The sequence below is a fragment of the Citrobacter sp. Marseille-Q3906 genome (assembly GCF_916618775.1).
Taxonomy (GTDB): Bacteria; Pseudomonadota; Gammaproteobacteria; order Enterobacterales; family Enterobacteriaceae; genus Citrobacter; species Citrobacter murliniae.
Genome location: NZ_CAKAKA010000002.1, coordinates 159,634 through 182,294, shown reverse-complemented (window position 1 = coordinate 182,294; position 22,661 = coordinate 159,634). Strand labels below are relative to the sequence as shown.

The 22,661-nt window shown below is 53.4% G+C and carries 20 protein-coding genes; 10 read left to right on the top strand and 10 right to left on the bottom strand.

Annotated features, from left to right (window positions below; genetic code table 11):
- Window positions 1–202: 202 nt before the first annotated feature.
- Window positions 203–1,399: a multidrug efflux MFS transporter gene (locus LG384_RS05145; RefSeq protein WP_045449472.1), complete on the bottom strand. Its 1,197-nt coding sequence runs from the start codon at window positions 1,397–1,399 to the stop codon at window positions 203–205.
- Between the two features lie 300 nt (window positions 1,400–1,699).
- Here LG384_RS05145 and ddlA point away from each other — a divergent pair, with 300 nt between their 5' ends.
- Window positions 1,700–2,794, top strand: coding sequence for a D-alanine--D-alanine ligase (ddlA, locus tag LG384_RS05140; protein ID WP_225760576.1), 1,095 nt, complete (start codon window positions 1,700–1,702; stop codon window positions 2,792–2,794).
- Window positions 2,795–2,948: 154 nt separating this feature from the next.
- On the opposite strand, the gene LG384_RS05135 is transcribed toward ddlA, so the two are convergent.
- Entirely contained in the window at window positions 2,949–3,167 is a 219-nt protein-coding gene (locus tag LG384_RS05135) for a DUF2754 family protein (RefSeq protein ID WP_045440413.1), read from the bottom strand.
- Between the two features lie 261 nt (window positions 3,168–3,428).
- On the opposite strand from LG384_RS05135, the gene LG384_RS05130 reads away from it, so the two are divergent.
- On the top strand, window positions 3,429–3,752 hold the full coding sequence (locus LG384_RS05130) for a DUF2755 family protein (RefSeq protein ID WP_045440411.1): 324 nt from the start codon (window positions 3,429–3,431) through the stop codon (window positions 3,750–3,752).
- Here the strand turns inward: LG384_RS05130 and LG384_RS05125 are convergent.
- Together LG384_RS05125 and sbmA are read right to left on the bottom strand one after the other, a co-directional pair.
- Window positions 3,737–4,840: a DUF1615 domain-containing protein gene (locus tag LG384_RS05125; RefSeq protein ID WP_045440409.1), complete on the bottom strand. Its 1,104-nt coding sequence runs from the start codon at window positions 4,838–4,840 to the stop codon at window positions 3,737–3,739. The two genes, LG384_RS05130 and LG384_RS05125, sit on opposite strands and share 16 nt — an antisense overlap.
- Window positions 4,841–4,853: 13 nt before the next feature.
- On the bottom strand, window positions 4,854–6,074 hold the full coding sequence (gene sbmA, locus LG384_RS05120) for a peptide antibiotic transporter SbmA (protein WP_045440405.1): 1,221 nt from the start codon (window positions 6,072–6,074) through the stop codon (window positions 4,854–4,856).
- Window positions 6,075–6,449: 375 nt separating this feature from the next.
- Between sbmA and ampH the strand changes: the two genes are divergently transcribed.
- Entirely contained in the window at window positions 6,450–7,607 is a 1,158-nt protein-coding gene (gene ampH / locus LG384_RS05115; protein ID WP_045440403.1) for a D-alanyl-D-alanine-carboxypeptidase/endopeptidase AmpH, read from the top strand.
- A gap of 156 nt (window positions 7,608–7,763) precedes the next feature.
- A complete protein-coding gene (hemB, locus tag LG384_RS05110; RefSeq protein WP_225760575.1) occupies window positions 7,764–8,738 on the top strand; it encodes a porphobilinogen synthase in 975 nt (324 codons plus the stop codon).
- Between the two features lie 77 nt (window positions 8,739–8,815).
- Here hemB and tauD read toward each other — a convergent pair whose 3' ends face one another.
- The 4 genes from tauD to tauA are packed head-to-tail and all read right to left on the bottom strand — an operon-like array spanning window position 8,816 to window position 12,229.
- Window positions 8,816–9,667, bottom strand: a complete 852-nt coding sequence (tauD, locus tag LG384_RS05105; RefSeq protein WP_045440398.1) for a taurine dioxygenase — start codon at window positions 9,665–9,667, stop codon at window positions 8,816–8,818.
- Complete coding sequence (tauC, locus tag LG384_RS05100; protein ID WP_045440395.1) at window positions 9,664–10,491, bottom strand: taurine ABC transporter permease TauC; 828 nt, start codon at window positions 10,489–10,491, stop codon at window positions 9,664–9,666. Before tauC ends, tauD begins: the two co-directional genes overlap by 4 nt.
- Complete coding sequence (gene tauB / locus LG384_RS05095) at window positions 10,488–11,255, bottom strand: taurine ABC transporter ATP-binding subunit (RefSeq protein WP_225760574.1); 768 nt, start codon at window positions 11,253–11,255, stop codon at window positions 10,488–10,490. The genes tauC and tauB overlap by 4 nt, the downstream gene beginning before the upstream one ends.
- An 11-nt stretch (window positions 11,256–11,266) precedes the next feature.
- Complete coding sequence (gene tauA / locus LG384_RS05090) at window positions 11,267–12,229, bottom strand: taurine ABC transporter substrate-binding protein (RefSeq protein ID WP_045440390.1); 963 nt, start codon at window positions 12,227–12,229, stop codon at window positions 11,267–11,269.
- A 255-nt stretch (window positions 12,230–12,484) separates the two neighbouring features.
- On the opposite strand from tauA, the gene LG384_RS05085 reads away from it, so the two are divergent.
- The 6 genes from LG384_RS05085 (at window position 12,485) to fbpC (ending at window position 20,283) form a co-directional block, all read left to right on the top strand.
- Window positions 12,485–13,114 (top strand): response regulator transcription factor, encoded by a 630-nt coding sequence (locus LG384_RS05085; protein ID WP_045440389.1) that lies wholly within the window; start codon window positions 12,485–12,487, stop codon window positions 13,112–13,114.
- Window positions 13,114–14,655 (top strand): MASE1 domain-containing protein, encoded by a 1,542-nt coding sequence (locus LG384_RS05080; RefSeq protein WP_225760573.1) that lies wholly within the window; start codon window positions 13,114–13,116, stop codon window positions 14,653–14,655. The genes LG384_RS05085 and LG384_RS05080 overlap by 1 nt, the downstream gene beginning before the upstream one ends.
- 88 nt (window positions 14,656–14,743) lie before the next feature.
- A complete protein-coding gene (gene uhpC / locus LG384_RS05075; protein ID WP_200012149.1) occupies window positions 14,744–16,048 on the top strand; it encodes an MFS transporter family glucose-6-phosphate receptor UhpC in 1,305 nt (434 codons plus the stop codon).
- Window positions 16,045–17,076, top strand: coding sequence for an ABC transporter substrate-binding protein (locus LG384_RS05070; protein ID WP_045440378.1), 1,032 nt, complete (start codon window positions 16,045–16,047; stop codon window positions 17,074–17,076). Before uhpC ends, LG384_RS05070 begins: the two co-directional genes overlap by 4 nt.
- A gap of 70 nt (window positions 17,077–17,146) precedes the next feature.
- On the top strand, window positions 17,147–19,225 hold the full coding sequence (locus LG384_RS05065) for an iron ABC transporter permease (protein ID WP_045440374.1): 2,079 nt from the start codon (window positions 17,147–17,149) through the stop codon (window positions 19,223–19,225).
- An 11-nt stretch (window positions 19,226–19,236) separates the two neighbouring features.
- Window positions 19,237–20,283 carry a ferric ABC transporter ATP-binding protein gene (gene fbpC, locus LG384_RS05060; protein ID WP_225760572.1) on the top strand — a complete coding sequence of 349 codons (1,047 nt, stop codon included), beginning with the start codon at window positions 19,237–19,239 and terminating at the stop codon, window positions 20,281–20,283.
- Between the two features lie 31 nt (window positions 20,284–20,314).
- Here the strand turns inward: fbpC and mmuM are convergent, their stop codons facing one another.
- The gene (gene mmuM / locus LG384_RS05055) at window positions 20,315–21,247 is read right to left on the bottom strand and encodes a homocysteine S-methyltransferase (RefSeq protein WP_225760571.1); all 933 of its coding nucleotides are present in this window, start codon (window positions 21,245–21,247) and stop codon (window positions 20,315–20,317) included.
- Complete coding sequence (gene mmuP / locus LG384_RS05050; protein WP_045449469.1) at window positions 21,234–22,637, bottom strand: S-methylmethionine permease; 1,404 nt, start codon at window positions 22,635–22,637, stop codon at window positions 21,234–21,236. The genes mmuM and mmuP overlap by 14 nt, the downstream gene beginning before the upstream one ends.
- Window positions 22,638–22,661 lie beyond the last annotated feature (24 nt).

The window sequence follows — 22,661 nt, the reverse complement described above, 5'->3', positions numbered from 1 at the left end:
TCCCTTTACAAAATATGGGTCACGTTAGCATTATGGCTCACGACTGCCTAGGGGATGAAAGTTGTATTTTTATAAATAATAAGACGTTTTGCGAAAACAATCACAACACAAAATAATGTGCAATGCCCCTTACTCCAGAACTATTCAATATTAAAGAGTAAGGGGATGAATAATCACACAGATATACAATACCTACGTGAGCTTAGTGCGCAAGACGCCGGCGTCGTAACGCGATGGCCAGTTGCCAGATATTAATAAGTACAATACATGCGGTCGCGATAAAAACCCAGCGGAAACCCGCCATTGCCGATACCGTTGCGCCCATTAATGGCCCTGCGACGTTACCCAGATACATAAACGACTGATTATACCCAAAGATGCGACCGGTAATCTGATCGCTGGAATATTTGACCAGCAACGTCTGCACAGCAGGTAGCATCGCGCCATCGGCAAAACCAAGCAGGAAACGCAATATTCCCAACTGCAATGGCGTAGTAACCCAGGACATGGCGAAAAAGAGCACCACGGCGAAGATTAACGTCGCCATAAGAATTCGCTCCGTGCCAATTCGATCGCCCAGTTTTCCAAGTCGGGGCGCCGATATCAGCGCCGATACGCCAGGTACCGAAGCAATTAAGCCGCTGAGAAAAGCAATGTTTGTGCTGTCTGGCACCATAGATTTGATAAACAGTGCCAGGATGGGACCTATTGAGCCGTTACACAGCTGAATAACCATAGTGGTAAAAAACAGGCTAATCACCAACGCCGGATAAGGCAGTGAGGCGAAAACCGCCTTGCCGCTTAAACGTTCACTTTTTTTAATCGTCGGACGCACGCCCTCTTTAATTAAAAACAATGTGACCAGAAAACTTACTACCAGCAGCGCCGCAGTAATACAAAATACCGCCCGTAAGCCGATATGATCTGCAATAAACCCACCCATCAGCGGCCCGCCAATAACACCGCTAATTTGCGCCGTAGAGAGCGTACTCAGCGCCCAACCGCTGCGTTCACGCGGTACCTGTGACGCGACCAGCGCCATCGCATTGGGGATATATCCCGATGTTAACCCCATCACGCCACGGAGCAGGAAAAGCTGCCAGACGTTAGTCGCAAATGCCTGCAGTAAAATTGCGATGGCCATCCCTAACGAAGCGCGCAACAGCATTAATTTGCGCCCTTTGCGATCGGCTAAGCTACCCCACATCGGTGCAACAATGGCAGAAATAAGAAAAGTGACACTAAACGTTAAGCCGGACCACATCGACAGCGCTTCATGCGAGGTCACCCCAAGCTGGGAGATATAGAGCGGTAAAAAAGGCAGGATTTGACTGATCGCCAGTCCGGTAAAAAAGCACCCGAACCAAACGGAAATAAGGTTAACTCTCCAGGATTCCATAAGACTCATAACGATAAGCAGCTGAAAACTGCGAGCAGCTTAACAAATTACGTATCCAGACGGAGGTTCAGCGGTGCGATGTATCACAGTTTAGTATTTTATCTCCCCGCTCATCATAATTGTGATATCCATCACATCAAATCCACACTTTATACAGGTGATTATGCTTTAACCAGCACACTCGGGTTTAAACAAATTTGTTCCCCTGTACTTCACGAAAACATTCTGCCAGAAGCCGAGGAATCCTGCGTTTTGTCGTGGTAATGTATGTGCTTTGCATTCATGGAATGGGTTTTTAAGATGGCAAAGTTGCGGGTAGGAATCGTATTTGGTGGTAAGTCAGCAGAACATGAAGTGTCATTGCAATCGGCTAAAAATATTGTCGATGCCATCGACAAGACTCGCTTTGATGTTGTGTTGTTAGGTATTGATAAACAAGGGCAATGGCACGTCAGCGATGCCGGTAATTATCTGCTTAATGCAGACGATCCGGCTCATATTGCGTTGCGTCCTTCACCAACCAGCCTCGCTCAGGTACCGGGTAAACAAGAGCATCAGCTGATCGACGCGCAGAATGGTCAGCCGCTGCCAACGGTGGATGTTATTTTTCCAATCGTTCACGGTACGCTGGGAGAAGATGGTTCTCTGCAAGGCATGTTACGCGTAGCGAACTTACCGTTCGTCGGCTCCGATGTGCTTGGTTCCGCAGCCTGTATGGATAAAGACGTGACCAAACGTCTGCTGCGTGATGCCGGGTTAAACATCGCACCATTTATTACGCTCACCCGCGCAAACCGCCACACCATCAGCTTTGCCGAGGTTGAATCACGCCTGGGTCTCCCACTGTTCGTGAAACCTGCCAATCAGGGGTCATCCGTTGGCGTTAGCAAAGTCACCAGCGAAGCACAGTACAACCAGGCCGTCTCGCTGGCATTTGAGTTCGATCATAAGGTGGTTGTGGAACAAGGGATCAAAGGCCGCGAGATCGAATGCGCGGTACTGGGGAACGATCACCCCCAGGCCAGCACCTGTGGCGAGATCGTTCTGAACAGTGATTTTTACGCTTACGACACCAAATACATTGACGACAACGGGGCAAAAGTTGTCGTTCCTGCAGCGATTGCGCCAGAAATTAACGATAAGATCCGCGAGATTGCGATTCAGGCATACCAGACGCTGGGCTGCGCCGGCATGGCCCGGGTGGATGTATTCCTGACTGATGAAAACGACGTGGTGATCAATGAGATCAACACGCTGCCAGGCTTTACCAATATCAGTATGTATCCAAAACTGTGGCAGGCGAGCGGTTTAGGCTATACCGATTTGATCACCCGTCTGATCGAACTGGCGCTGGAACGCCACGCTGCGGATAGTGCGTTGAAAACCAGTATGTAAAACTGACCATAATGCCTGATATACCCTAAATATTTCGGGTTACAGAAAGGCGGCCACGCCGTGAATCCCCAGGAGCTTACATCAGTAAGTGACTGGGGTGAGCCAGGAAAGTCAACACTCCTGCAACTTGAAGTATGAGGGGTATAACAAAACGTTATTGGGTATCTTTCACATCATCAGCTTCCACACGACGGCGAATAATGAGTCCGGCGAGCCAAAAACTGATCACCCATGTGACCAGCCCTACCGCATAGGTTTGCCATCCCTTAGCTTCAAAACCCAGTAATCCCACCACACCATTCAGAATAAAGATAAGCCCAATGGCGAACGCATAGTAGTGCCAGTCACGGCGAATTTTAGCAGGCAGGTTCATAGCAGCTCCGGAGAAACACACATTAGGCGCATCCTCGCACATTTTCCCAGAGACGTCTGTGGCGTATGCGGAATTTCTTAAATGTCACAAAATTTCACTTAAGGTTAAAGATTTGTGACCATCTGCAAAAAACTTAAATCCAGGAATAATCCCTGGCTGAAATTACCATCATTCTGATATTGACAATGGCGATCACCTGTCAGACTCACTGTCAGTTGTTGGCATTACGTCGAAAGAAGCAGGTTATTTCCGGAGGTCTTTATGGCTGATTTTACGCTCTCTAAAACCCTTTTTAAGGGCAAGTATCGGGATACCTCCTCCCTGACCGGCAATATTGCGTATGCCGTATTTGTACTGTTCTGTTTCTGGGTGGGAGCACAGATTTTAAATCTGTTAGCTCACGCACCCGGAATTTACGAGCAACTGATGCAGCTACAAATGCAGGAAACCGGACGTCCACGAATCGAAATCGGTTTTGGCGTCGGTACGATTTTTGGCGTGATCCCCTTCCTGGCCGGAGGGCTGATCCTTGGCATCGTCGCTGGCTTTATGCGCTGGCGCCAACGCCATCATAAAGCAGACTGAGCCATACATTTCGCCCGGCGCTCGTCCACCCGTTTAGCAAACCACGCAGTGGTCAGGTTGCGGGTGATCTTCGGACTTTCCAGTTGAATACCCGGCAGCATTTCACGGGGTAACGCTTTGCCCACCTTCGCTTCAGCCAGCTTATAGACCTTCTCATAAAGCGCGGTCTCTTCAAAAGCAAGGCTGTCGCCCTTTTGCAGTTGACGCCGAATATCGCTCTCACTCATATTCAGCTTCCCAACCAGTTTACGTACTGCCAGCTCCGTTTTACCTGGATCTTTGCTGTCGTAGCGAATCAAGTCGCCATCCAGTTCCAGCTTCACACCGCTGGCTTTACTGACAGCGTTCTGGAAAGCGGCATTCCGGCTTGCGTACCAGCCCGCATTAAAGTCAGCGAAACGGAAAACAGGTGCACTATAGTTCGCCGGATAGTTCAGCAAATGATAAGTTCCGAACCACAGCCCACCACGGCGACTGAACACTTCCTGACGCACTGTTCCTGCCATTTTCCATGGGTATCCCGTCGTGTGCTGTTCCGCAAACGCAATGCTGACCTGCATCGGACCGCCGGTATGAACCGGATTTAGTGAACCAAACAGCGTCTGTCCCATCGGCACCATATTGATAAAATCATCAAAGATGGCGCTAAGCTGCTTTTCCGTCTTCACTGAATCCAGGCGCTCACTGTAGCTTTTTCCTGTCGGGGAATTAATCTTCAGTGCGGTATGAACCAGAAACACCGGAATATGCATACGCTCAGCACGACGGTCGATCTCTTTCCAGGCAATTTTACTTAAGCCAGGAACGACCGGATCGGCCTGATAGTTGGACTCCTGCTGCGCCACTGCCAGCACCGAACAGACGTTCTCGACCGTCGGTGCCAGCTTCTGGCTTTCAAACGTCTTCGCCAGATCCTGCGCCCAGGCGTCTCTGTCCTTCACACTGGACGGCATTTTCTGGCGCACGACGCTCGCCACATCGACGGCTTTCTCCCCTTTTTTTAACGGCTGCGAGGGTTGGCTACTACACCCCATCAACACCAGTACAGCCAGACAAGACCAGGGGTAAAGACGGGAAACCGTCGACATAACATCTCCTTTGTTAACTAAGTGTATTGGTAACTACCTGAATTTCCTGGCCATCCAGCTCACGTTCAAAGCTGCGCAGACGCTTATAGATAGACATCAGTTCGACTAACGTCGTCCAGGAGTTAATCAGATACTGGAACGATCCTCGCACCTGTCCAAACACGTTGGTAATTTGCGTCATCAGACCGAGTGTAATCGTACCGGCAACAATCGATGGAAACAGCAGGAACAACCCGAAAACGTTATCAACCTGCAGGTAAAGAATGCGGGCGATATTGAAGTACATATAGTGAAAATAGAGGCGGAAATAGTTCTGACGCACCGCGTGAAACAGTTCGCGAACGGTAGGTGGCGTCGCGCGGTTGGCATCGTCTTCACCGTACACCAGTTCTTTACGATAAGCCGCTTCCACACGTTGGTTTTTGAACTCCAGACCCGGAAGTTTTATCCCCACTACCGCCAGCATCCCGGTTCCCATCAGCGACCAGACAATCGCGGCAATCACCAGACCATAAGGCACATGTCCGACTATTGGCAAATCAGGGACATGCGCAGAAAGCGTAACCAGTACCGGCAAGAAGGCAATCAGCGTCATGATGGCGTTGATAAAACTGACGCCCATATCTTCCAGCGTCGAGGCAAAACGCATAGTGTCTTCCTGCACACGCTGCGCGGCACCTTCGATATGACGCAGATGCTGCCAGTGCGCCATATAATGTTCGTTCATTGCGGTACGCCAGCGGAATACATAATGGCTGACGAAGAAATTGTTCATCACGCCAATGACGACGGCAATCAGCGCAATACCAAGAAAGATCCCCACTTCATGATAGAACTGCTCAATTTTCACCTTATGGGGAGCGCTGAGTGCAGTTTGAATCAGGTCATAAAATGGCGCATACCAGGCGTTAACGGCGACCCCGACTTCAACCAGAAACCAGGTCACAAAAATAATCAACGACGTGCCGAGTATGGACCAGTACTGCCAGCGATGTGGACTGTAGATAAACCAGAACAGCGCGAACAGGCCGACGCACAAAATGTAGTAAGCATAAAAAATCAGATAATCCAGCGACCAGAATCGCGCTGCGCTAATCGGTACGTCCCCCGATGCGCCAGTAATGCGCGCCACCCAGGCTCCCCCACCTGCCTGCCAAAATACAACGGCAACCAGTGCCCAAATAAATGCCGAAATAAAGAACGGCCCCGGCTTTGGGAAAAAAGACTTAAACATAGTGCTCTCCTGCTAACTTCTTATCGTTATGACGACTGCTGTGCATTTGCCACAGACGGTGGCAAGACGGCTAACGCCCAAAAACACAAGCTGAAACCGACCATTGTGACCAGAATCAGCGAACTTAGTTCGCTACCCGGTTCTGAAGAATTGTTTCTGTGGTTTTCACCTAACACTGCGTTCCAGCATATTCAGATTATCACAGCGTAAGATCACAAAAGCGAACATCCACTATCAGGGAAAAGCTCACGTTTACTCATCGTTACGTTTTTCACACTATCATTGGCGTATTAGCGCTTTGCAATATGCCGTTCAGTAGTATAAATACGCATACGCACGTCACCTTTTACTTCCTCTAACTCATGGACACCACCGTTGAAACGTAGTCTGCTTTTTTCTGCCGCGCTGTGTGCGGCGTCATTGACATCTGTCCAGGCGGCACAGCCTATAACCGATCCGGTCTTCGCCTCCGACATCGTTGATCGCTACGCCGATCATATTTTCTACGGCAGTGGGGCTACGGGGATGGCACTCGTGGTGATTGATGGTAATCAGCGCGTATTTCGCAGCTTTGGTGAAACGCGCCCCGGCAATAATGTTCACCCGCAACTGGATTCCGTGATTCGAATCGCCTCGATTACAAAATTGATGACCAGTGAAATGCTGGTTAAATTACTCGATCAAGGCACGGTAAAACTCAACGATCCGTTGAGTAAATATGCACCTCCCGGCGCACGCGTCCCCACATATCAGGGAACGCCAATCACCCTGGTGAATCTGGCAACGCATACCAGCGCCCTGCCGCGCGAACAGCCAGGCGGTGCAGCAAAGCGTCCGGTATTTGTCTGGCCTACGCGCGAACAGCGCTGGAGCTACCTTTCTACCGCGACGCTGAAAGCCGCACCAGGATCGCAGGCTTCGTATTCAAACCTGGCATTCGACCTGCTGGCCGATGCGCTGGCAGCGGCGTCCGGTAAGCCTTATCCGCAACTCTTTGAAGAGAAAATCACCCGACCGCTCGGGATGAAAGACACCACTTTCACCCCCTCACCCGATCAGTGCAAACGTCTGATGGTCGCGGAAAAAGGGGCCAGCCCGTGTAACAATACGCTGGCGGCGATGGGCAGCGGCGGCGTCTATTCTACACCTGGTGATATGATGCGCTGGATGCAACAGTATCTCTCATCTGACTTCTATCATCGTAGCCAGCAGGCTGACCGGATGCAGACACTGATTTATCAGCGTACACAGCTGACCAAAGTGATCGGAATGGATGTACCAGGCAAAGCCGATGCTCTTGGTTTGGGTTGGGTGTATATGGCACCGAAAAATGGTCGTCCGGGGATTATTCAGAAAACCGGTGGCGGCGGTGGATTCATTACTTACATGGCGATGATCCCGCAGAAAAATGTCGGCGCTTTTGTCGTGGTCACCCGTTCTCCGCTGACCCGATTTACCAATATGAGTGACGGTATCAATAATCTGGTCACAGAATTAAGCGGTAATAAGCCGCTGGTCATTCCCGCGTCCTGATTGACTGCTCAAAAGGCAAACGGTTGATGCGGACCCGTTTGCCTGATTCACCCAGCCGCATTCTCCGGTATGCCACAAGAAAGCAACTTTCATAAACTCCCTTCACTCTGGTTCGGGTATACTACGGCCTTCGATTCCACAAACATCAGGCATACCATGACAGACCTAATCCAACGCCCTCGCCGCCTGCGCAAATCCCCTGCGCTGCGCGCTATGTTTGAAGAGACAACACTCAGCTTAAATGACCTGGTGTTGCCGATCTTTGTTGAAGAAGAACTCGACGATTACAAAGCCATCGAGGCGATGCCCGGCGTGATGCGCATTCCGGAAAAACATCTGGCAAGCGAGATTGAACGCATTGCCAATGCCGGTATCCGCTCGGTGATGACCTTTGGTATTTCCCACCACACAGATGACACCGGCAGCGACGCCTGGAAAGAAGACGGGCTGGTAGCGCGCATGTCTCGTATCTGCAAGCAAACTGTCCCGGAAATGATCGTCATGTCCGATACCTGCTTCTGTGAATACACCTCGCACGGTCACTGCGGCGTGTTATGCGAACATGGTGTTGATAACGATTTGACCCTTGCCAACCTCGGCAAGCAGGCAGTCGTCGCCGCTGCTGCGGGTGCTGATTTCATTGCCCCTTCCGCTGCGATGGACGGCCAGGTACAGGCTATTCGCCAGGCGCTGGACGCCGCGGGTTTCACCGATACCGCCATCATGTCCTACTCCACCAAGTTTGCCTCATCGTTCTACGGCCCGTTCCGTGAAGCCGCAGGCACTGCGCTGAAAGGCGATCGTAAAACCTATCAGATGAACCCAATGAACCGTCGCGAGGCGATCCGCGAATCGCTGCTTGATGAAGTGCAGGGCGCAGACTGTCTGATGGTAAAACCGGCTGGTGCATACCTTGATATTCTGCGTGATATCCGCGAACGCACGGAACTGCCGATTGGCGCCTATCAGGTCAGCGGTGAGTACGCGATGATCAAATTTGCGGCGATGGCCGGAGCAATAGATGAAGAGAAAGTGGTGCTGGAAAGCTTAGGGTCGATCAAACGCGCGGGCGCGGATCTGATCTTCAGCTACTTCGCACTGGATCTGGCAGAGAAAAAAATACTGCGTTAAGTTATTTTGCCAGATGGCGCTTCGCGTTATACGGCCAGCCACATTGTTGGCCAGGTCAGCGAAGCGCCAGCAGGCAATCAGCCCGCACGGAAGTATGGTTTGTCCCCCAGAATCGTCGCCCGATGCATAATGCGTCGCTGCGGCAGATAGTCAGCATTAGCATAATGCTGCGTCACACGGTTATCCCAAATCGCCACATCGTTGGGCTGCCAGCGCCAGCGCACCTGAAACTCCGGTTTAGTGATGTGGGCAAACAGGAATCCGAGCAGCGCTTCACTCTCTTTCTCCGTCACATCGACAATCCGTGTCGTAAATCCCTCATTCACAAACAGTGCCTGTTTACCGCTCACCGGATGCGTGCGCACGACCGGATGCAACAACGGCGGATGCTTTGCTACCGCCTCCAGCCAGCGCTGGTGCTCCTCTTCAGTCTTACGATATTTAAACTCCTGAAATGACTTACGGAAATCATGTTCAGCCCGCAGACCGCTTAGCAGTTGGCGAAACGGCGCAGATAGCGCCTCATAGGCGGCAATTCCGCTGGTCCACAGCGTGTCACCACCGGTTGAGGGCAGCTCTTTAGCTGCAAGAATCGCCCCGGCAGGCGGCGTCTCAATAAACGTCACATCGGTGTGCCAGTTGTCATTATCCGGCGGATTATCATTATGCGTATCCAGCACGATAATCTCCTCCACCCCCTCAGCATGGGGATAGACCGGATGAATATGCAGATCGCCAAAACGCAGCGCCAGCGCCCGTTGTTGCTGCGGCGTAATAACCTGATCGCGCAGGAATACCACCTGGTGGCGCAGTACCGCATGGTACAACTGTTCAAACTGGTTATCGCTCAGTGGACGGGTCAGATCCGCACCTGTTATCTGTGCCCCAATATACGGCCCCAGCGGGCTAATACTCAGACGTTCACTCATTGTACTTCTCCATGCCAGGGCGTCAGACGGCGCTGGAGCGCACGCAGACCCAGTTCTAAAATAAAGGCGATAACGGCAATCACCGCGATCCCCGCCAGCACCACATCCGTTGCCAGAAATTCACCGGCTGACTGCACCATAAAACCTAAACCTCGCGTCGCGGCAATCAGCTCTGCTGCCACCAGCGTCGACCAGCCCACGCCCAGTCCGATGCGCAATCCGGTAAGAATTTCCGGCAATGCCCCCGGTAAAATAACAAACCACAATACCTGTATACGGCTGGCCCCCAGCGATTGCGCGGCCCGGATCCTCACCTGCTGCGCGCTTTTTACGCCCGCCAGTGCCGACATTGCAACAGGTGCAAAAATGGCCAGATAGATCAGCAAGATCTTGGAGGTTTCACCGATCCCAAACCAGATGACCATCAGCGGCAAATAGGCCAGCGGTGGAACCGGACGATACAGTTCGATAATCGGATCGAGAATACCGCGCACAGTCGGACTCAACCCCATCGCGATCCCCACAGGAACACCAAGCAACACCGCTGCCAGCAGAGCTATCACAATACGCGTCAGACTTGCCGCCAGGTGCTGCCACAACGTGGCATCCATAAAGCCTTGCGGACCGGCAATGGTAATAAGTTTTTGTAACACCAGCCCCGGCGAGGGTAAAAACAGTGGACTGATCAATTGCAGAGCTGCCACCGTCCACCATATCGCCAGGATAACAGTCAACGTACCGAGACTTAACGTAATCTGGCGAGAGAACGGCCAGCGCCAGCTCAGCGCGCGCTGCCGGGGTTTATCGTTAATCACCACACTCATGAAAAAGCCTCCCGTTGTTCAAAGACGCGGCTTAACACATACTCACGCATCGCGATAAACTGCGGATCGGACTTAATACTGCGGCTGTCTTCTCCGGCCACAAAGCGGCGGGAGAAATTGAGCGGCAAACGTTCAAGCACCCGGCCAGGACCTGGGGACAGCAGCACCAGTTCCGTTGCCATAAACACGGCCTCTTCGATATCGTGGGTGATCAGCAGCACCTGTTTACCCGTCTCATACCAGAGCTTAAGAAGCAGGGTTTGCATCTGTTCGCGGGTAAACGCATCCAGCGCACCAAACGGCTCGTCCAACAGCAACAATTGCGGATTCGCCGCCAGCGCCCGGGCAATACCCACGCGCTGACGCTGACCGCCAGAAAGCTGCCAGATAAAGCGTTTTTCTGCGCCCTCTAATCCAACTTTCTTCAACATTTCCAGAGCGACACGTTGACGCTGCATTTTCTCTACGCCAGCCAGTTGCAGACCGAACCCGACGTTATCCTGCACGTTACGCCAGGGCAGCAGACCTTCGTTCTGGAACACAACGCCACGTTCAGCCCCAGGACCTTCGACCTTTTTCCCTTCCAGCAAAATACTGCCGTGCTGATAAGGTACAAATCCGGCAATCAGATTCAGCAACGTGGTTTTCCCGCATCCTGAAGGCCCAAGCACCACCAGCAGTTCACCGCCATCCAGGGTCAGATTGATATCGTCCAGCGCAGGTTTTCCACCGTAACTGGCGGCAAGATGAGAGATTTGCAGCATCAGCGCCCCCTTTATTGCACAAAGCGATCGGTGACGTACTGGCTGTAGTCCGTCGCTACGGCAGGCACTTTCCCCTGCTCTTTGAGGAACTGCGCGGTGTCGATAATCGCTTTGTTTACCGGCCCGGTCAGTTCGGCGGTTTGCTGTTGCGGTGTCAGATAGGTATTACCCTTCACCAGCGCAGGAATGTCTGCCTCCGGCACTCCGCTTAAGCGCGACAGCTTGCTGATATTTTCCGGCTGCTTCAGCCACTCATCGGGGTTAGCTATATAGGGCTGCTGTGCAGCAATCGCGCTTTTGGCAAAGGCTTTCACTACCTCAGGATGCTTCTCGGCAAAATCTTTACGCACCACCCACACATCCAGCGTCGGTGCCCCCCATTCCCCCACTTTTTCGGAGTCGGTTAATACTTTGCCGTCTTTTTCCAGTGCATTTACCGCAGGCGCCCAAACGTAAGCACCATCAATGTCTCCGCGCTGCCAGGCGGCAATAATCGCCGGAGGTTGCAGATTCACAATCTCCACCTGGCCAGGCTTAATACCCCAGTGTTTGAGTGCAGCCAGCAGGCTGTAGTGGGTCGTGGAGATAAACGGCACGGCGATACGTTTACCAATCAGATCCTGCGGTGTGCTGATATTTTTCTTTACCACCAGCGCTTCGGAGTTACCCAGTTTTGAGGCCAGCAAGAAAACCTCAATCGGCACTTGCTGACTGGCGGCGACCGCCAGCGGGCTGGAACCGAGATTGCCAATCTGCACATCGCCGGAAGCCAGTGCCCGCACGATGCTCGCGCCACTATCGAACTTACGCCAGTCAACGGTGGCCCCGCTCTCTTTGGCAAAGGTGTTGTCCGCCTGCGCCACTTTGGCGGGTTCGGCGGAAGTCTGATACGCGACGGTGACATTGACCGCCTGCGCCTGAAATGCAACCAATGCCAGTACGGCAAGGAGTGTGTTACGCGATGAAATACCCATAATTGTCTGCTCCCCTGTCTTGTTATGGAGGCAGTATTTCGTTGCGGCTGAATTTGATAAAGGAATTAAAAATTCTGGCTAAGAACAAAGCGTTTTTAGAAAAAAAACGGCAAAGGTTAGTGATTTTCCACAAAAACCGCGCCACGCCTTTTTATTGCGATTTTGTTACATCCGTTACATAACTATACCTGATTGATTGCCAGCACAGCCCTGGTAGGCATCATAGACGTCATTGTCAGACAAGAGAGCAATATCATGATTCATGTTGTGCTGGTGGATGACCATGTGGTGGTGCGTTCCGGCTTTGCGCAATTACTCAGCCTCGAAGATGACATTAACGTCATCGGTCAGTACAGCAGCGCGGCACAAGCCTGGCCCGCATTACTGCGCGATGACGTCAACGTGGCGGTAATGGACATCGCCATGCCGGATGAAAATGGTCTGAGCCTGTTAAAACGACTGCGGTCGCAGAAACCCGGCTTTCGCGCCATCATTCTCAGCATTTACGACGCGCCTACATTTGTTCAAAGCGCACTGGATGCCGGAGCCAGCGGCTACCTGACCAAACGCTGCGGCCCCGAGGAATTAGTACAGGCTGTACGCTCAGTGGGTATGGGCGGGCATTACCTGTGTGCCGATGCCTTACGGGCGCTACGCGGTGGTGAACAGCCCGCGCAGGTTCTGGAAGTACTGACCCCACGCGAGCGGGAAGTCTTTGATCTGCTGGTCAAAGGCGATAGCGTGAAAGAAATCGCCTTTAAGCTCGATCTCAGCCATAAAACTGTCCATGTCCACCGCGCTAACGTACTGGGCAAGCTGCAATGTCACAGCACCATCGATCTGGTGCATTTCGCCCTCGACCACCAGTTGCTGACGGGGCATTAATGTCACGATCGGCTCGCCATGGGGTGATCTCACTTTTTATCCTGTTGGCCTGGGGATCGGGCTGGCTAATGCTGTGGACGCTAGGTTTTTACCTGACCCATAACGGCCAACAGGCGGCGTTATTTCTGCCTCACGGCGTCTACCTTGCTCTGCTGATCCTGCTTTCGCGCCGGTACTGGCCCGCGCTGGTGCTGCCGCCGGTGCTGATGCTGTTGTGGTTGCACAGCGAGCAGTTGTTGAATGGCTACATCCTGCTGGCAGCGCCGTTTATCAGCCTGATCCCAGCGAGCATTGGGCAATCCTACTGGCACCGCTTCCCCCTTTACTGGCAGCGATTAACGCTGTTACTGGCCGCGGTGACCGTGACGTCATTACTCAACACCGCCCTGCTTTCGCCCTTTATTCAAAGTCCGGCTATGTTGACGGGTCTGGCATCGTTTACCGGTGGCGTGTTGCTGACGCCATTTGTCTATCTGATCTACGAGTTTCTCCGTCAGCAGCACCGGTATCATTTGCTCGGTCTGGATACCACCAATCCACCGCTGCGCACATCGCTTATTATCTGGTGCAGCCTGTTTTTTATTATCGGCATCGGTACGCAGATGGTTCTGTCACCGGATATCGAGCGCCTGCTACTGATCGTGGTATTCCTGCCAAACGTGGTGATGGCGTGGAAATTTGGCTGGCAGGGGGGCGTATTGTCCGGGCTACTCGGCAGCATGATGATCACCATCGCCCGGCAGATAGGCGTAGGATTCAGCAATCTACTCGAACTGGAGATTTTTCTCGCCACCCAGGCACTACTGGGCATCGGGCTGGGGATCGCCATCAGTCGCCAGCAGCATCTGGCGCAGAACCTGCATCATTATCGCCAGCGTCTGGAATCTGAACTGACAGCGCGTCGAGCGTTGACCGAACAACTGATCCGCACCGAAGAAAATACCCGCAAGAACCTGGCGCGGGAACTGCATGACGAAATTGGCCAGAACATTACCGCGATTCAAATCCAGTCGCAGTTAGTCAAACGGGCGCACAATCCACAACAAACACTCGAGGCCGCCAATCAGATCAACGATCTTGCCCGACGTATTCACCACTCTACCCGTCAGTTGTTGCGCCAGTTACGCCCTCCCGCTCTCGACGAGCTGTCCTTTAAAGATGCGCTACATCATCTGGTGAATGAATTTGCGTTTGCCGAACGGGGTATTCGTTGTCGGTTTGAGTATCAGATGGAAAATACGCCAGAAAATGAAACGGTCAGATTCACCCTTTATCGTCTTTTGCAGGAATTACTCAATAACGTCTGCAAACATGCTGACGCCAGCGAGGTGTCGATTGCGTTACGCCAGCGAGAAAACAGCCTGCATCTGGAAGTTGATGATAACGGCGTCGGTATTCTGCCCGAAAAAATCCCTGGCTTCGGTATCCAGGGAATGCGTGAGCGCGTTAATGCACTCGGCGGCGAGTTGACGATCGAATCGCAGAATGGTACGCGGGTAATTGTTAACCTGCCCAAAAATTTGCAACAAACCCGCCATTAACCAGGAAAAAGTCTTAGTCAGTCCGGACTTTCTCTCATCCCCTTTCGGTTTCACTTTCATATAGTCAGCAAAACGGAGACGGCTATCTATGCACGCACGCTCAGCCAGCAAAACAGACCAACAATATCGGGCACTACGCCCCCGGCTGCTAATGTGCATGGTGATTGGCTACGCCGCGTTTTACCTGACGCGCAAAAGCGTCAACTACGTACTTCCGGCGCTGCAAACCGATCTTGGGCTGGATAAAGGCGATATCGGCCTGCTGGGATCGCTGTTCTATCTGACGTACGGCCTGTCGAAATTCACCGCCGGATTATGGCATGACAGCCACGGGCAGCGCGCGTTTATGGGCATCGGCCTGTTCGCCACCGGCGTATTAAACGTGGTGTTTGCGTTTGGCGAATCACTGCCCCTGTTGCTTGCTGTCTGGACGTTAAACGGTTTTTTCCAGGGTTGGGGCTGGCCGCCCTGCGCCCGACTGTTGACCCACTGGTATTCACGCAACGAGCGCGGCTTCTGGTGGGGCTGCTGGAATATGTCGATCAACATCGGTGGAGCGGTGATCCCACTGATTAGCGCCTTTGCCGCCCACTGGTGGGGCTGGCAGGCCGCCATGCTGGCACCTGGGATCATCAGCATGGCATTAGGCATCTGGCTTACTCTGCAACTCAAAGGCACGCCACAGGAAGAGGGATTACCCACGGTTGGAGAATGGCGACATGACCCGCTGGAGTTGCGCCAGGAGCAGCAAAGCCCGCCGATGGGACTGTGGCAAATGTTACGCACGACGATGCTGAAGAACCCGATGATCTGGCTGCTCGGCGTGTCGTATGTGCTGGTCTATTTGATCCGCATTGCCCTCAATGACTGGGGCAACATCTGGCTGACGGAAAGCCACGGCGTCAACCTGCTCAGCGCCAATGCCACAGTGATGCTGTTTGAAGTCGGTGGTTTACTCGGGGCGCTGTTTGCCGGATGGGGATCAGATTTGCTGTTCAGTGGACAACGCGCGCCAATGATTTTGTTGTTCACGCTGGGGCTGATGGTCTCTGTCGCTGCCCTGTGGCTGGCACCGGTTCACCACTACGCACTGCTGGCGGTCTGTTTCTTTACAGTGGGCTTTTTTGTTTTTGGCCCACAAATGTTGATTGGCCTGGCAGCTGTCGAATGCGGACACAAGGCGGCGGCAGGTTCAATCACGGGTTTTCTCGGATTGTTCGCCTATCTGGGGGCCGCGCTGGCGGGTTGGCCGCTGTCGCTGGTCATAGAACGTTACGGCTGGTCGGGAATGTTCAGTTTGCTCTCGGTAGCCGCTGTCTTTATGGGTTTATTGCTGATGCCGCTACTTATTGCAGGCATTACCCCTTCTCTCAGTCAAAGGATAAAACAATGAAACTGACGCTTACCTCTACCCTGATTGCATCCGGCATTGCGCTGGCTGCCTTAAGCAGCGTTGCACAAGCAGAAGGTCGCCTGGTGGTCTATTGCAGTGCCACCAACGAGATGTGTGAATCCGAAACCAAAGCTTTCGGCGACAAATATGACGTGAAGACCTCGTTCATCCGTAACGGATCGGGCAGTACGCTGGCGAAAGTCGATGCCGAGAAGAAAAACCCGCAGGCGGATGTCTGGTACGGCGGTACGCTGGATCCGCAATCTCAGGCCGGTGAAATGGGTCTGCTGCAGCCCTATAAATCACCGAACCTCAGCCAGATCATGGAGAAATTCCGCGATCCCGCCAAGGTTAAAGGTAACCTCTCCTCGGCGGTTTACGTCGGTATTCTGGGCTTTGGCGTCAATACCCAGCGTCTGAAAGAGAAAAACCTGCCAGTACCAAAATGCTGGAAAGATCTGACCAAACCAGAATACAAAGGTGAAATTCAGATTGCCGACCCGCAAAGTTCAGGCACGGCTTACACCGCACTGGCGACCTTTGCCCAGCTATGGGGTGAAGATCAGGCCTTTGATTATCTGAAGCAACTCAACGCCAACGTCTCCCAGTACACCAAATCCGGCATAGCCCCGGCACGTAACGCCGCCCGTGGCGAAACGGCTATCGGCATTGGTTTCCTGCACGACTATTCGCTGGAAAAAGAACAAGGCGCGCCGCTGGAACTGATCTCTCCTTGCGAAGGTACCGGCTATGAAATTGGTGGCGTCAGCATTCTGAAAGGCGCTCGTAATATTGACAACGCCAAACTGTTCGTCGACTGGGTGCTGTCGAAAGACGCCCAGGAGCTGGCATGGAAGAAAGGCAAATCCTATCAGATCCTGACCAACACCACTGCCGAAACCTCGCCAAACTCACTGAAACTCGATGATCTGAAACTTATCAATTACGACATGGATAAGTATGGTTCTACCGATGTGCGTAAAGCCTTGATCAACAAGTGGGTCAGCGAAGTGAAGATGGGTAAATAAGCCCACATTTTGCGGTTAATGCCCGGTGGCGCTCGCGCTTACCGGGCCTACATACAACACCGGAACGCTTATGTCACACACACTTGCACTCCATCCCGTGAAAAAACGGGATGCGATATTCCTTTGGGTTTTGCTGGGCTGGCTGGCATTTGCCCTGCTGCCAAGCTGGAGTCTGGACTACGGCCTGCTGGAATCGACAAGCGATGAAATTATCGCTGCTTACAGTTGGTCGCATTTCAATATCAGCTGGTTATGGTATCTGCTGCCGAGCCTGCTGCTGGTTCGCCCGTTCCAGGAAGCCAGACGCGAACAGCGCAGCCGCCACTATCTCGATGCGGGCTGGGCGTTTTTCTGCATGGCCTTTATTGTCGCCAGCGCCACACTTGAAGGACGCGGTTTAGGTTATGCCACTATCGTACTGTTTGTGGCCCTGGGCGCGATCATGACCCTGGCGCTCACCCGCCTCGAATGGCTGGGCGGCGACCGTTTCGTCATCGGTTCACTTACGGCTATTGTCGCGCTGATCGGTATTTTTATCGTCTGGCCAAGCATCGCCATTTTCATTCCGATGTTCACCAACGACACCGGAGAGTTTGCGCCACTGGCGTTTATGAATGTGCTGTCACAGGCGCATATCATTCAGGTGATCCTCAACTCCATTATGCTGTCGATTGCCGTCGGCGTCGGCTGTACCTTCTTCGGTCTGGTGCTGGCGATTTACACCACCCGTATCGCCAGACGCAGCGCCATCATTGGTCGTATTTTCTCGATTCTGCCGATCGTCACTCCGCCGTTTGTCGTCGGCTTAGGCGTCACTCTGATGATGGGACGCTCCGGCTACATCACCGAATTTATGGTGGAGTGGTTCGGGCTGACGAATACCAACTGGCTGTATGGTTTTACCGGCATCTGGCTGGCGCAAGTGCTGGCTTTCACCCCAATGGCATTTATGATCCTCGACGGGGCGATCAAGACTATTCATCCCTCGCTGGAAGAGGCCTCCTACACCCTACGCGCCAGTCGCTGGCAGACCTTTAACGGTGTATTTGTCCCGCTGCTGAAACCGGCGCTGGCTAACGCCTTTTTGATTGTCGTGGTGCAATCGCTGGCCGACTTCAGTAACCCCCTGGTCCTCGGCGGTAACTTTGACGTACTGGCAACACAAATCTACTTCTACATCACCGGCTCACAGCTCGATTACCAGGCCGCCAGTACGCTTGGTGCATTCCTGCTGCTGTTCTCGTTGCTGGTGTTCTGCGTGCAGTACATGTGGATCGGTAAACGCTCGTACGTCACCGTTTCGGGTAAATCCTATCGTGGCGACGTGCAGCCGCTGCCGGTGACCCTGGTGTGGAGCGTCGTCGCCCTACTGGCCGTGTGGATTGCCTTTAACGCCCTGCTCTACGGCAGCATTTTCTACGGTAGTTTTACCGTTAACTGGGGCGTGGACTACACCCTGACGCTGGCGAACTTTACCAAGCTGTTCGGCCAGGGCATGAGCGACGGAGCATGGCCTTCACTGCTCGATACCCTGCTTTACGCAGGTATTGCCGCCCCCATCACCGCCATCTTCGGCCTGTTGATTGCCTGGGTAGTGGTGCGTCAGCAGTTCAAAGGCAAGAAGACCATCGAGTTCACTACCATGCTGTGTTTTGCAGTACCCGGCACCGTGGCTGGCGTATCGTACATTCTGGCCTTTAACAGCGCACCGGTGTATCTCACCGGAACGGCGGCGATAGTCATTATCTCGATGGTCATGCGTAACGTACCGGTCGGGATCCGCGCGGGAATCGCCGGACTCGGACAGATCGACAAATCACTGGATGAAGCCTCACTCAGCCTGCGCGCCGGTTCGCTGCGAACCATCACGCACATCCTGTTGCCGCTGCTGCGCCCGGCGATCCTCTCGGCGCTCATCTACAGCTTTGTCCGTGCCATTACCACCGTCAGCGCCATTGTGTTCCTCGTGACGCCGGATACCCGCGTGGCGACCGCCTACATCCTGAACCGCGTGGAAGACGGCGAATACGGCGTGGCGATTGCCTACGGTTCGATTCTGATCGTGGTGATGCTGGCGATTATTTTCATCTTTGACTGGCTGATCGGTGAATCACGTACCTCCCGTTCAAAAGCCAAAAACCAGGCGTAATGGAGCGCACTATGAGTCAGAAAAATTTTGTTGAGCTGCGCAACGTCACCAAGCGATTCGGCAGCAACACGGTTATCGACAATATCAACCTCACCATCCCACAAGGGCAAATGGTGACGCTGCTGGGGCCGTCAGGCTGCGGAAAAACTACCATTCTGCGTCTGGTCGCCGGGTTGGAAAAACCGAGCGAGGGGCAGATTTACATTGATGGCGAAGACGTCACCCATCGCTCTATTCAGCAGCGCGATATCTGTATGGTGTTTCAGTCCTACGCTCTGTTCCCGCATATGTCGCTGGGAGAGAACGTCGGCTATGGTCTGAAAATGCTCGGTATCTCACGCGCGGAAGTGAAGGCCCGCGTAAAAGAAGCGCTGGCGATGGTCGATCTGGAAGGATTCGAAGACCGTTATGTCGATCAGATCTCCGGTGGACAGCAGCAGCGTGTGGCGTTGGCGCGCGCGCTGATCCTCAAACCGAAAGTCCTGCTGTTCGATGAACCACTCAGCAACCTTGATGCCAACCTGCGTCGTAGCATGCGCGATAAGATCCGTGAGTTGCAAAAGCAGTTTGATATCACCTCGCTGTACGTGACCCACGATCAGAGTGAAGCCTTTGCCGTTTCCGACACCGTGCTGGTAATGAACAAGGGACATATCATGCAGATCGGCTCGCCGCAGGATCTCTACCGTCAACCTGCGTCACGTTTTATGGCAAGCTTTATGGGTGACGCCAACCTGTTTCCGGCGGCGTTCAGTCAGGAATATGTTGATATCTACGGTTACCGACTGCCGCGACCACTGCATTTTGCTACTCAGGGCGAAGGCACGGTCGGCGTACGACCAGAAGCAATTACGTTGAGCGATCGCGGTGAAGAGAGCCAGCGCTGTGTGATCCAGCACGTCGCCTATATGGGGCCGCAGTATGAGGTGACCGTCGTGTGGCACGGGCAGGAAATCTTACTGCAGGTTAACGCAACCCGCCTGCAGCCGGACATCGGTGAGCACTACTATCTCGAAATCCACCCGTACGGGATGTTTGTATTAGCGGATGCGGCGTGATGATTTACCGGGCCTTCCGGCCCGGTAACGCTCAAAAACAGGCTTTTAACCCGGCAATATCCTCTGGCGTGGTGCGACAACACCCGCCAATCAACCGCGCACCGGCAGCCCGCCACTGAGGCAGATAATCCGCCAGTCGCGCACAACCTTCACCATGATGATACCAGGTTTTGCTCTGCGCATCGTAATGCTCCCCCGAATTGGGATAGACCACCAGCGGCAGCGTCGTTAATCCATGCAGATGCTGTAGCGCAGCGGTCGTGTTTTCCAGCGCAATACAGTTGATACCAATCGCCACTACCTGCGGATAGTGAGCCAAAAACGCGACAACTTCGCTCAGCGGCGTACCATCGCTCAGATGTTCGCTGTCACGCAGAGTAAAAGAGAACCATGCCCGCGCTCGCGGGTACGCGCTCAGCAACTCCGCTAGCGCTTTAATCTCAGCAAAATTCGGCATCGTTTCACAGGCCAGCAGATCGGCCCCGGCATCAAGCAAGGCTTCTACGCGCGGACGATGGAACGCCTGAAACTGTTCCTGACTTCGCTCGTAATCGCCGCGGTACTCTGAACCATCCGCCAGATACGCACCATATGGCCCCACGGAGCCAGCCACCAGCAGTTCCCCTGCCAGCGGATTCTCCGCCAGATACGCCTCGCGCGCCTTACGTGCCAGCTCCACGCTTTTGCCAATCAGCGCTTTTGACTGCGCTTCATCCAGTCCGAGCTTGGCAAAGCCTGCAGGCGTTGCCTGATAGCTGGCGGTGATCGCGCACTGCGCCCCCGCCCGATAGTAATCAAGGTGAACTTCGCGGATAAGCTGCGGATCTTCTACCAGCACTTTGGCTGACCACAGGCTATTGGCTAAATTACAGCCACGCGCTTCCAGTTCCGTCGCCATTGCGCCATCCAGCAACAGGAAGTCCTGTTTATCAAGGAGAGCGCTTAACGGATTATTCTGCGACATGTTCTGGCTCCTGTTTTGCTTTACGGGGTTGAGTAAGGAAATAAGCACCATAACACAGCGCAACAAACGGTAACCCGCACCACAACGCAATTCTCTGCGCCGGATCGAATGCCAGTCCCACACAAGCCACCAGACACAGCACAAACCCCAGTACAGGCACCAGCGGATACCACGGTGCGCGATAATGTAATTCACTCAATGCCTTACCTTGCTGCAGATGCCGGCGGCGAAAAACAAAGTGCGAGGCGCAGATGCTAAGCCACACCGCGACAACCGCAAACCCGGAGATCGCCGAGAGTGCGACAAATACTGTATCCGGGGCAACCACACTGGAAAACAGCGCCAGCACGCCGCCAAGCATACTGACCGACAACGCCGTCAGCGGCACACCGTTTTTCGTCACCCGCGCAAAACAGGCAGGTAACGTGCGCTCATTCGACAGCGACCACAACATACGCCCGGAGGCGTACAGTCCGGAGTTCGCCGCAGAAAGAATGGCCGTCAGGATCACGAAATTAAAAATATCGGCGGCATACGGAATCCCTACCTTCTCAAACACCAGCACAAACGGGCTTTTCTCCACGCCAGCCTGCTGCATCGGGATCAACGCTGCCAGCACAAATACGGTGCCGATAAAGAAAATGATCAGTCGCGCGATAGTGGTACGAATTGCCACCGGAATGACCTTGCGTGGGTTTTCCGTTTCACCTGCAGCAATACCGATAAGCTCAGTACCAGAGAAAGCAAAATTCACTGCCACCATGGTCATCAGGATAGGTAAACCACCGTGCGGGAACCAGCCTTCTGCCGTGATATTACTCAGCCCCGGCGCGGGCGAACCGTCATGCATCGGGATAAAGCCAAAAATAGCCGCTCCACCGAGAATAATAAACGCGATGATGGTGACCACTTTCACCAGCGAGAACCAGAACTCCCCTTCGGCAAAAAAGCGCGTAGAGATAACGTTCAGGCCAAAAATAATGACGCAGAAAACCACGCACCAGATCCATACCGGTACCTGCGGAAACCAATACTGCATGCAGAATCCGGCGGCGGTAAAGCTCGAACCAAGTGCCACGGTCCAGGTCAGCCAGTAGAGCCAGGCGACGGTGTAACCTGTCGCCGGACCAAGATAGCGCGCAGCATAGACGTGAAACGCTCCGGTTTCCGGCATCGCCACCGACAATTCTCCCAGACACTGCATGACCAGCCAGACCACCAGCGCGCCAATCAGGTAGGCCAGCAACGTCCCCGCCGCGCCAGTGGTGGAAATGATGTACCCGGTATTGAAGAATAACCCTGTGCCAATAACGCCACCTAAGGAGAGCATAATCAGGTGACGCGTTTTCATCGTGCGCTTCAGCGGCGCATTTTGTTGTGTTGTTTGCATATAACCTTCCAAACGTATGGACAT

Coding starts and splice junctions, on each gene's coding strand:
- LG384_RS05145 (WP_045449472.1), bottom strand. CDS start 1,399: ATGGAATCCTGGAGAGTTAACCTTATTTCCGTTTGGTTCGGGTGCTTT.
- ddlA (WP_225760576.1), top strand. CDS start 1,700: ATGGCAAAGTTGCGGGTAGGAATCGTATTTGGTGGTAAGTCAGCAGAA.
- LG384_RS05135 (WP_045440413.1), bottom strand. CDS start 3,167: ATGAACCTGCCTGCTAAAATTCGCCGTGACTGGCACTACTATGCGTTC.
- LG384_RS05130 (WP_045440411.1), top strand. CDS start 3,429: ATGGCTGATTTTACGCTCTCTAAAACCCTTTTTAAGGGCAAGTATCGG.
- LG384_RS05125 (WP_045440409.1), bottom strand. CDS start 4,840: ATGTCGACGGTTTCCCGTCTTTACCCCTGGTCTTGTCTGGCTGTACTG.
- sbmA (WP_045440405.1), bottom strand. CDS start 6,074: ATGTTTAAGTCTTTTTTCCCAAAGCCGGGGCCGTTCTTTATTTCGGCA.
- hemB (WP_225760575.1), top strand. CDS start 7,764: ATGACAGACCTAATCCAACGCCCTCGCCGCCTGCGCAAATCCCCTGCG.
- tauD (WP_045440398.1), bottom strand. CDS start 9,667: ATGAGTGAACGTCTGAGTATTAGCCCGCTGGGGCCGTATATTGGGGCA.
- tauC (WP_045440395.1), bottom strand. CDS start 10,491: ATGAGTGTGGTGATTAACGATAAACCCCGGCAGCGCGCGCTGAGCTGG.
- tauB (WP_225760574.1), bottom strand. CDS start 11,255: ATGCTGCAAATCTCTCATCTTGCCGCCAGTTACGGTGGAAAACCTGCG.
- tauA (WP_045440390.1), bottom strand. CDS start 12,229: ATGGGTATTTCATCGCGTAACACACTCCTTGCCGTACTGGCATTGGTT.
- LG384_RS05085 (WP_045440389.1), top strand. CDS start 12,485: ATGATTCATGTTGTGCTGGTGGATGACCATGTGGTGGTGCGTTCCGGC.
- LG384_RS05080 (WP_225760573.1), top strand. CDS start 13,114: ATGTCACGATCGGCTCGCCATGGGGTGATCTCACTTTTTATCCTGTTG.
- uhpC (WP_200012149.1), top strand. CDS start 14,744: ATGCACGCACGCTCAGCCAGCAAAACAGACCAACAATATCGGGCACTA.
- LG384_RS05070 (WP_045440378.1), top strand. CDS start 16,045: ATGAAACTGACGCTTACCTCTACCCTGATTGCATCCGGCATTGCGCTG.
- LG384_RS05065 (WP_045440374.1), top strand. CDS start 17,147: ATGTCACACACACTTGCACTCCATCCCGTGAAAAAACGGGATGCGATA.
- fbpC (WP_225760572.1), top strand. CDS start 19,237: ATGAGTCAGAAAAATTTTGTTGAGCTGCGCAACGTCACCAAGCGATTC.
- mmuM (WP_225760571.1), bottom strand. CDS start 21,247: ATGTCGCAGAATAATCCGTTAAGCGCTCTCCTTGATAAACAGGACTTC.
- mmuP (WP_045449469.1), bottom strand. CDS start 22,637: ATGCAAACAACACAACAAAATGCGCCGCTGAAGCGCACGATGAAAACG.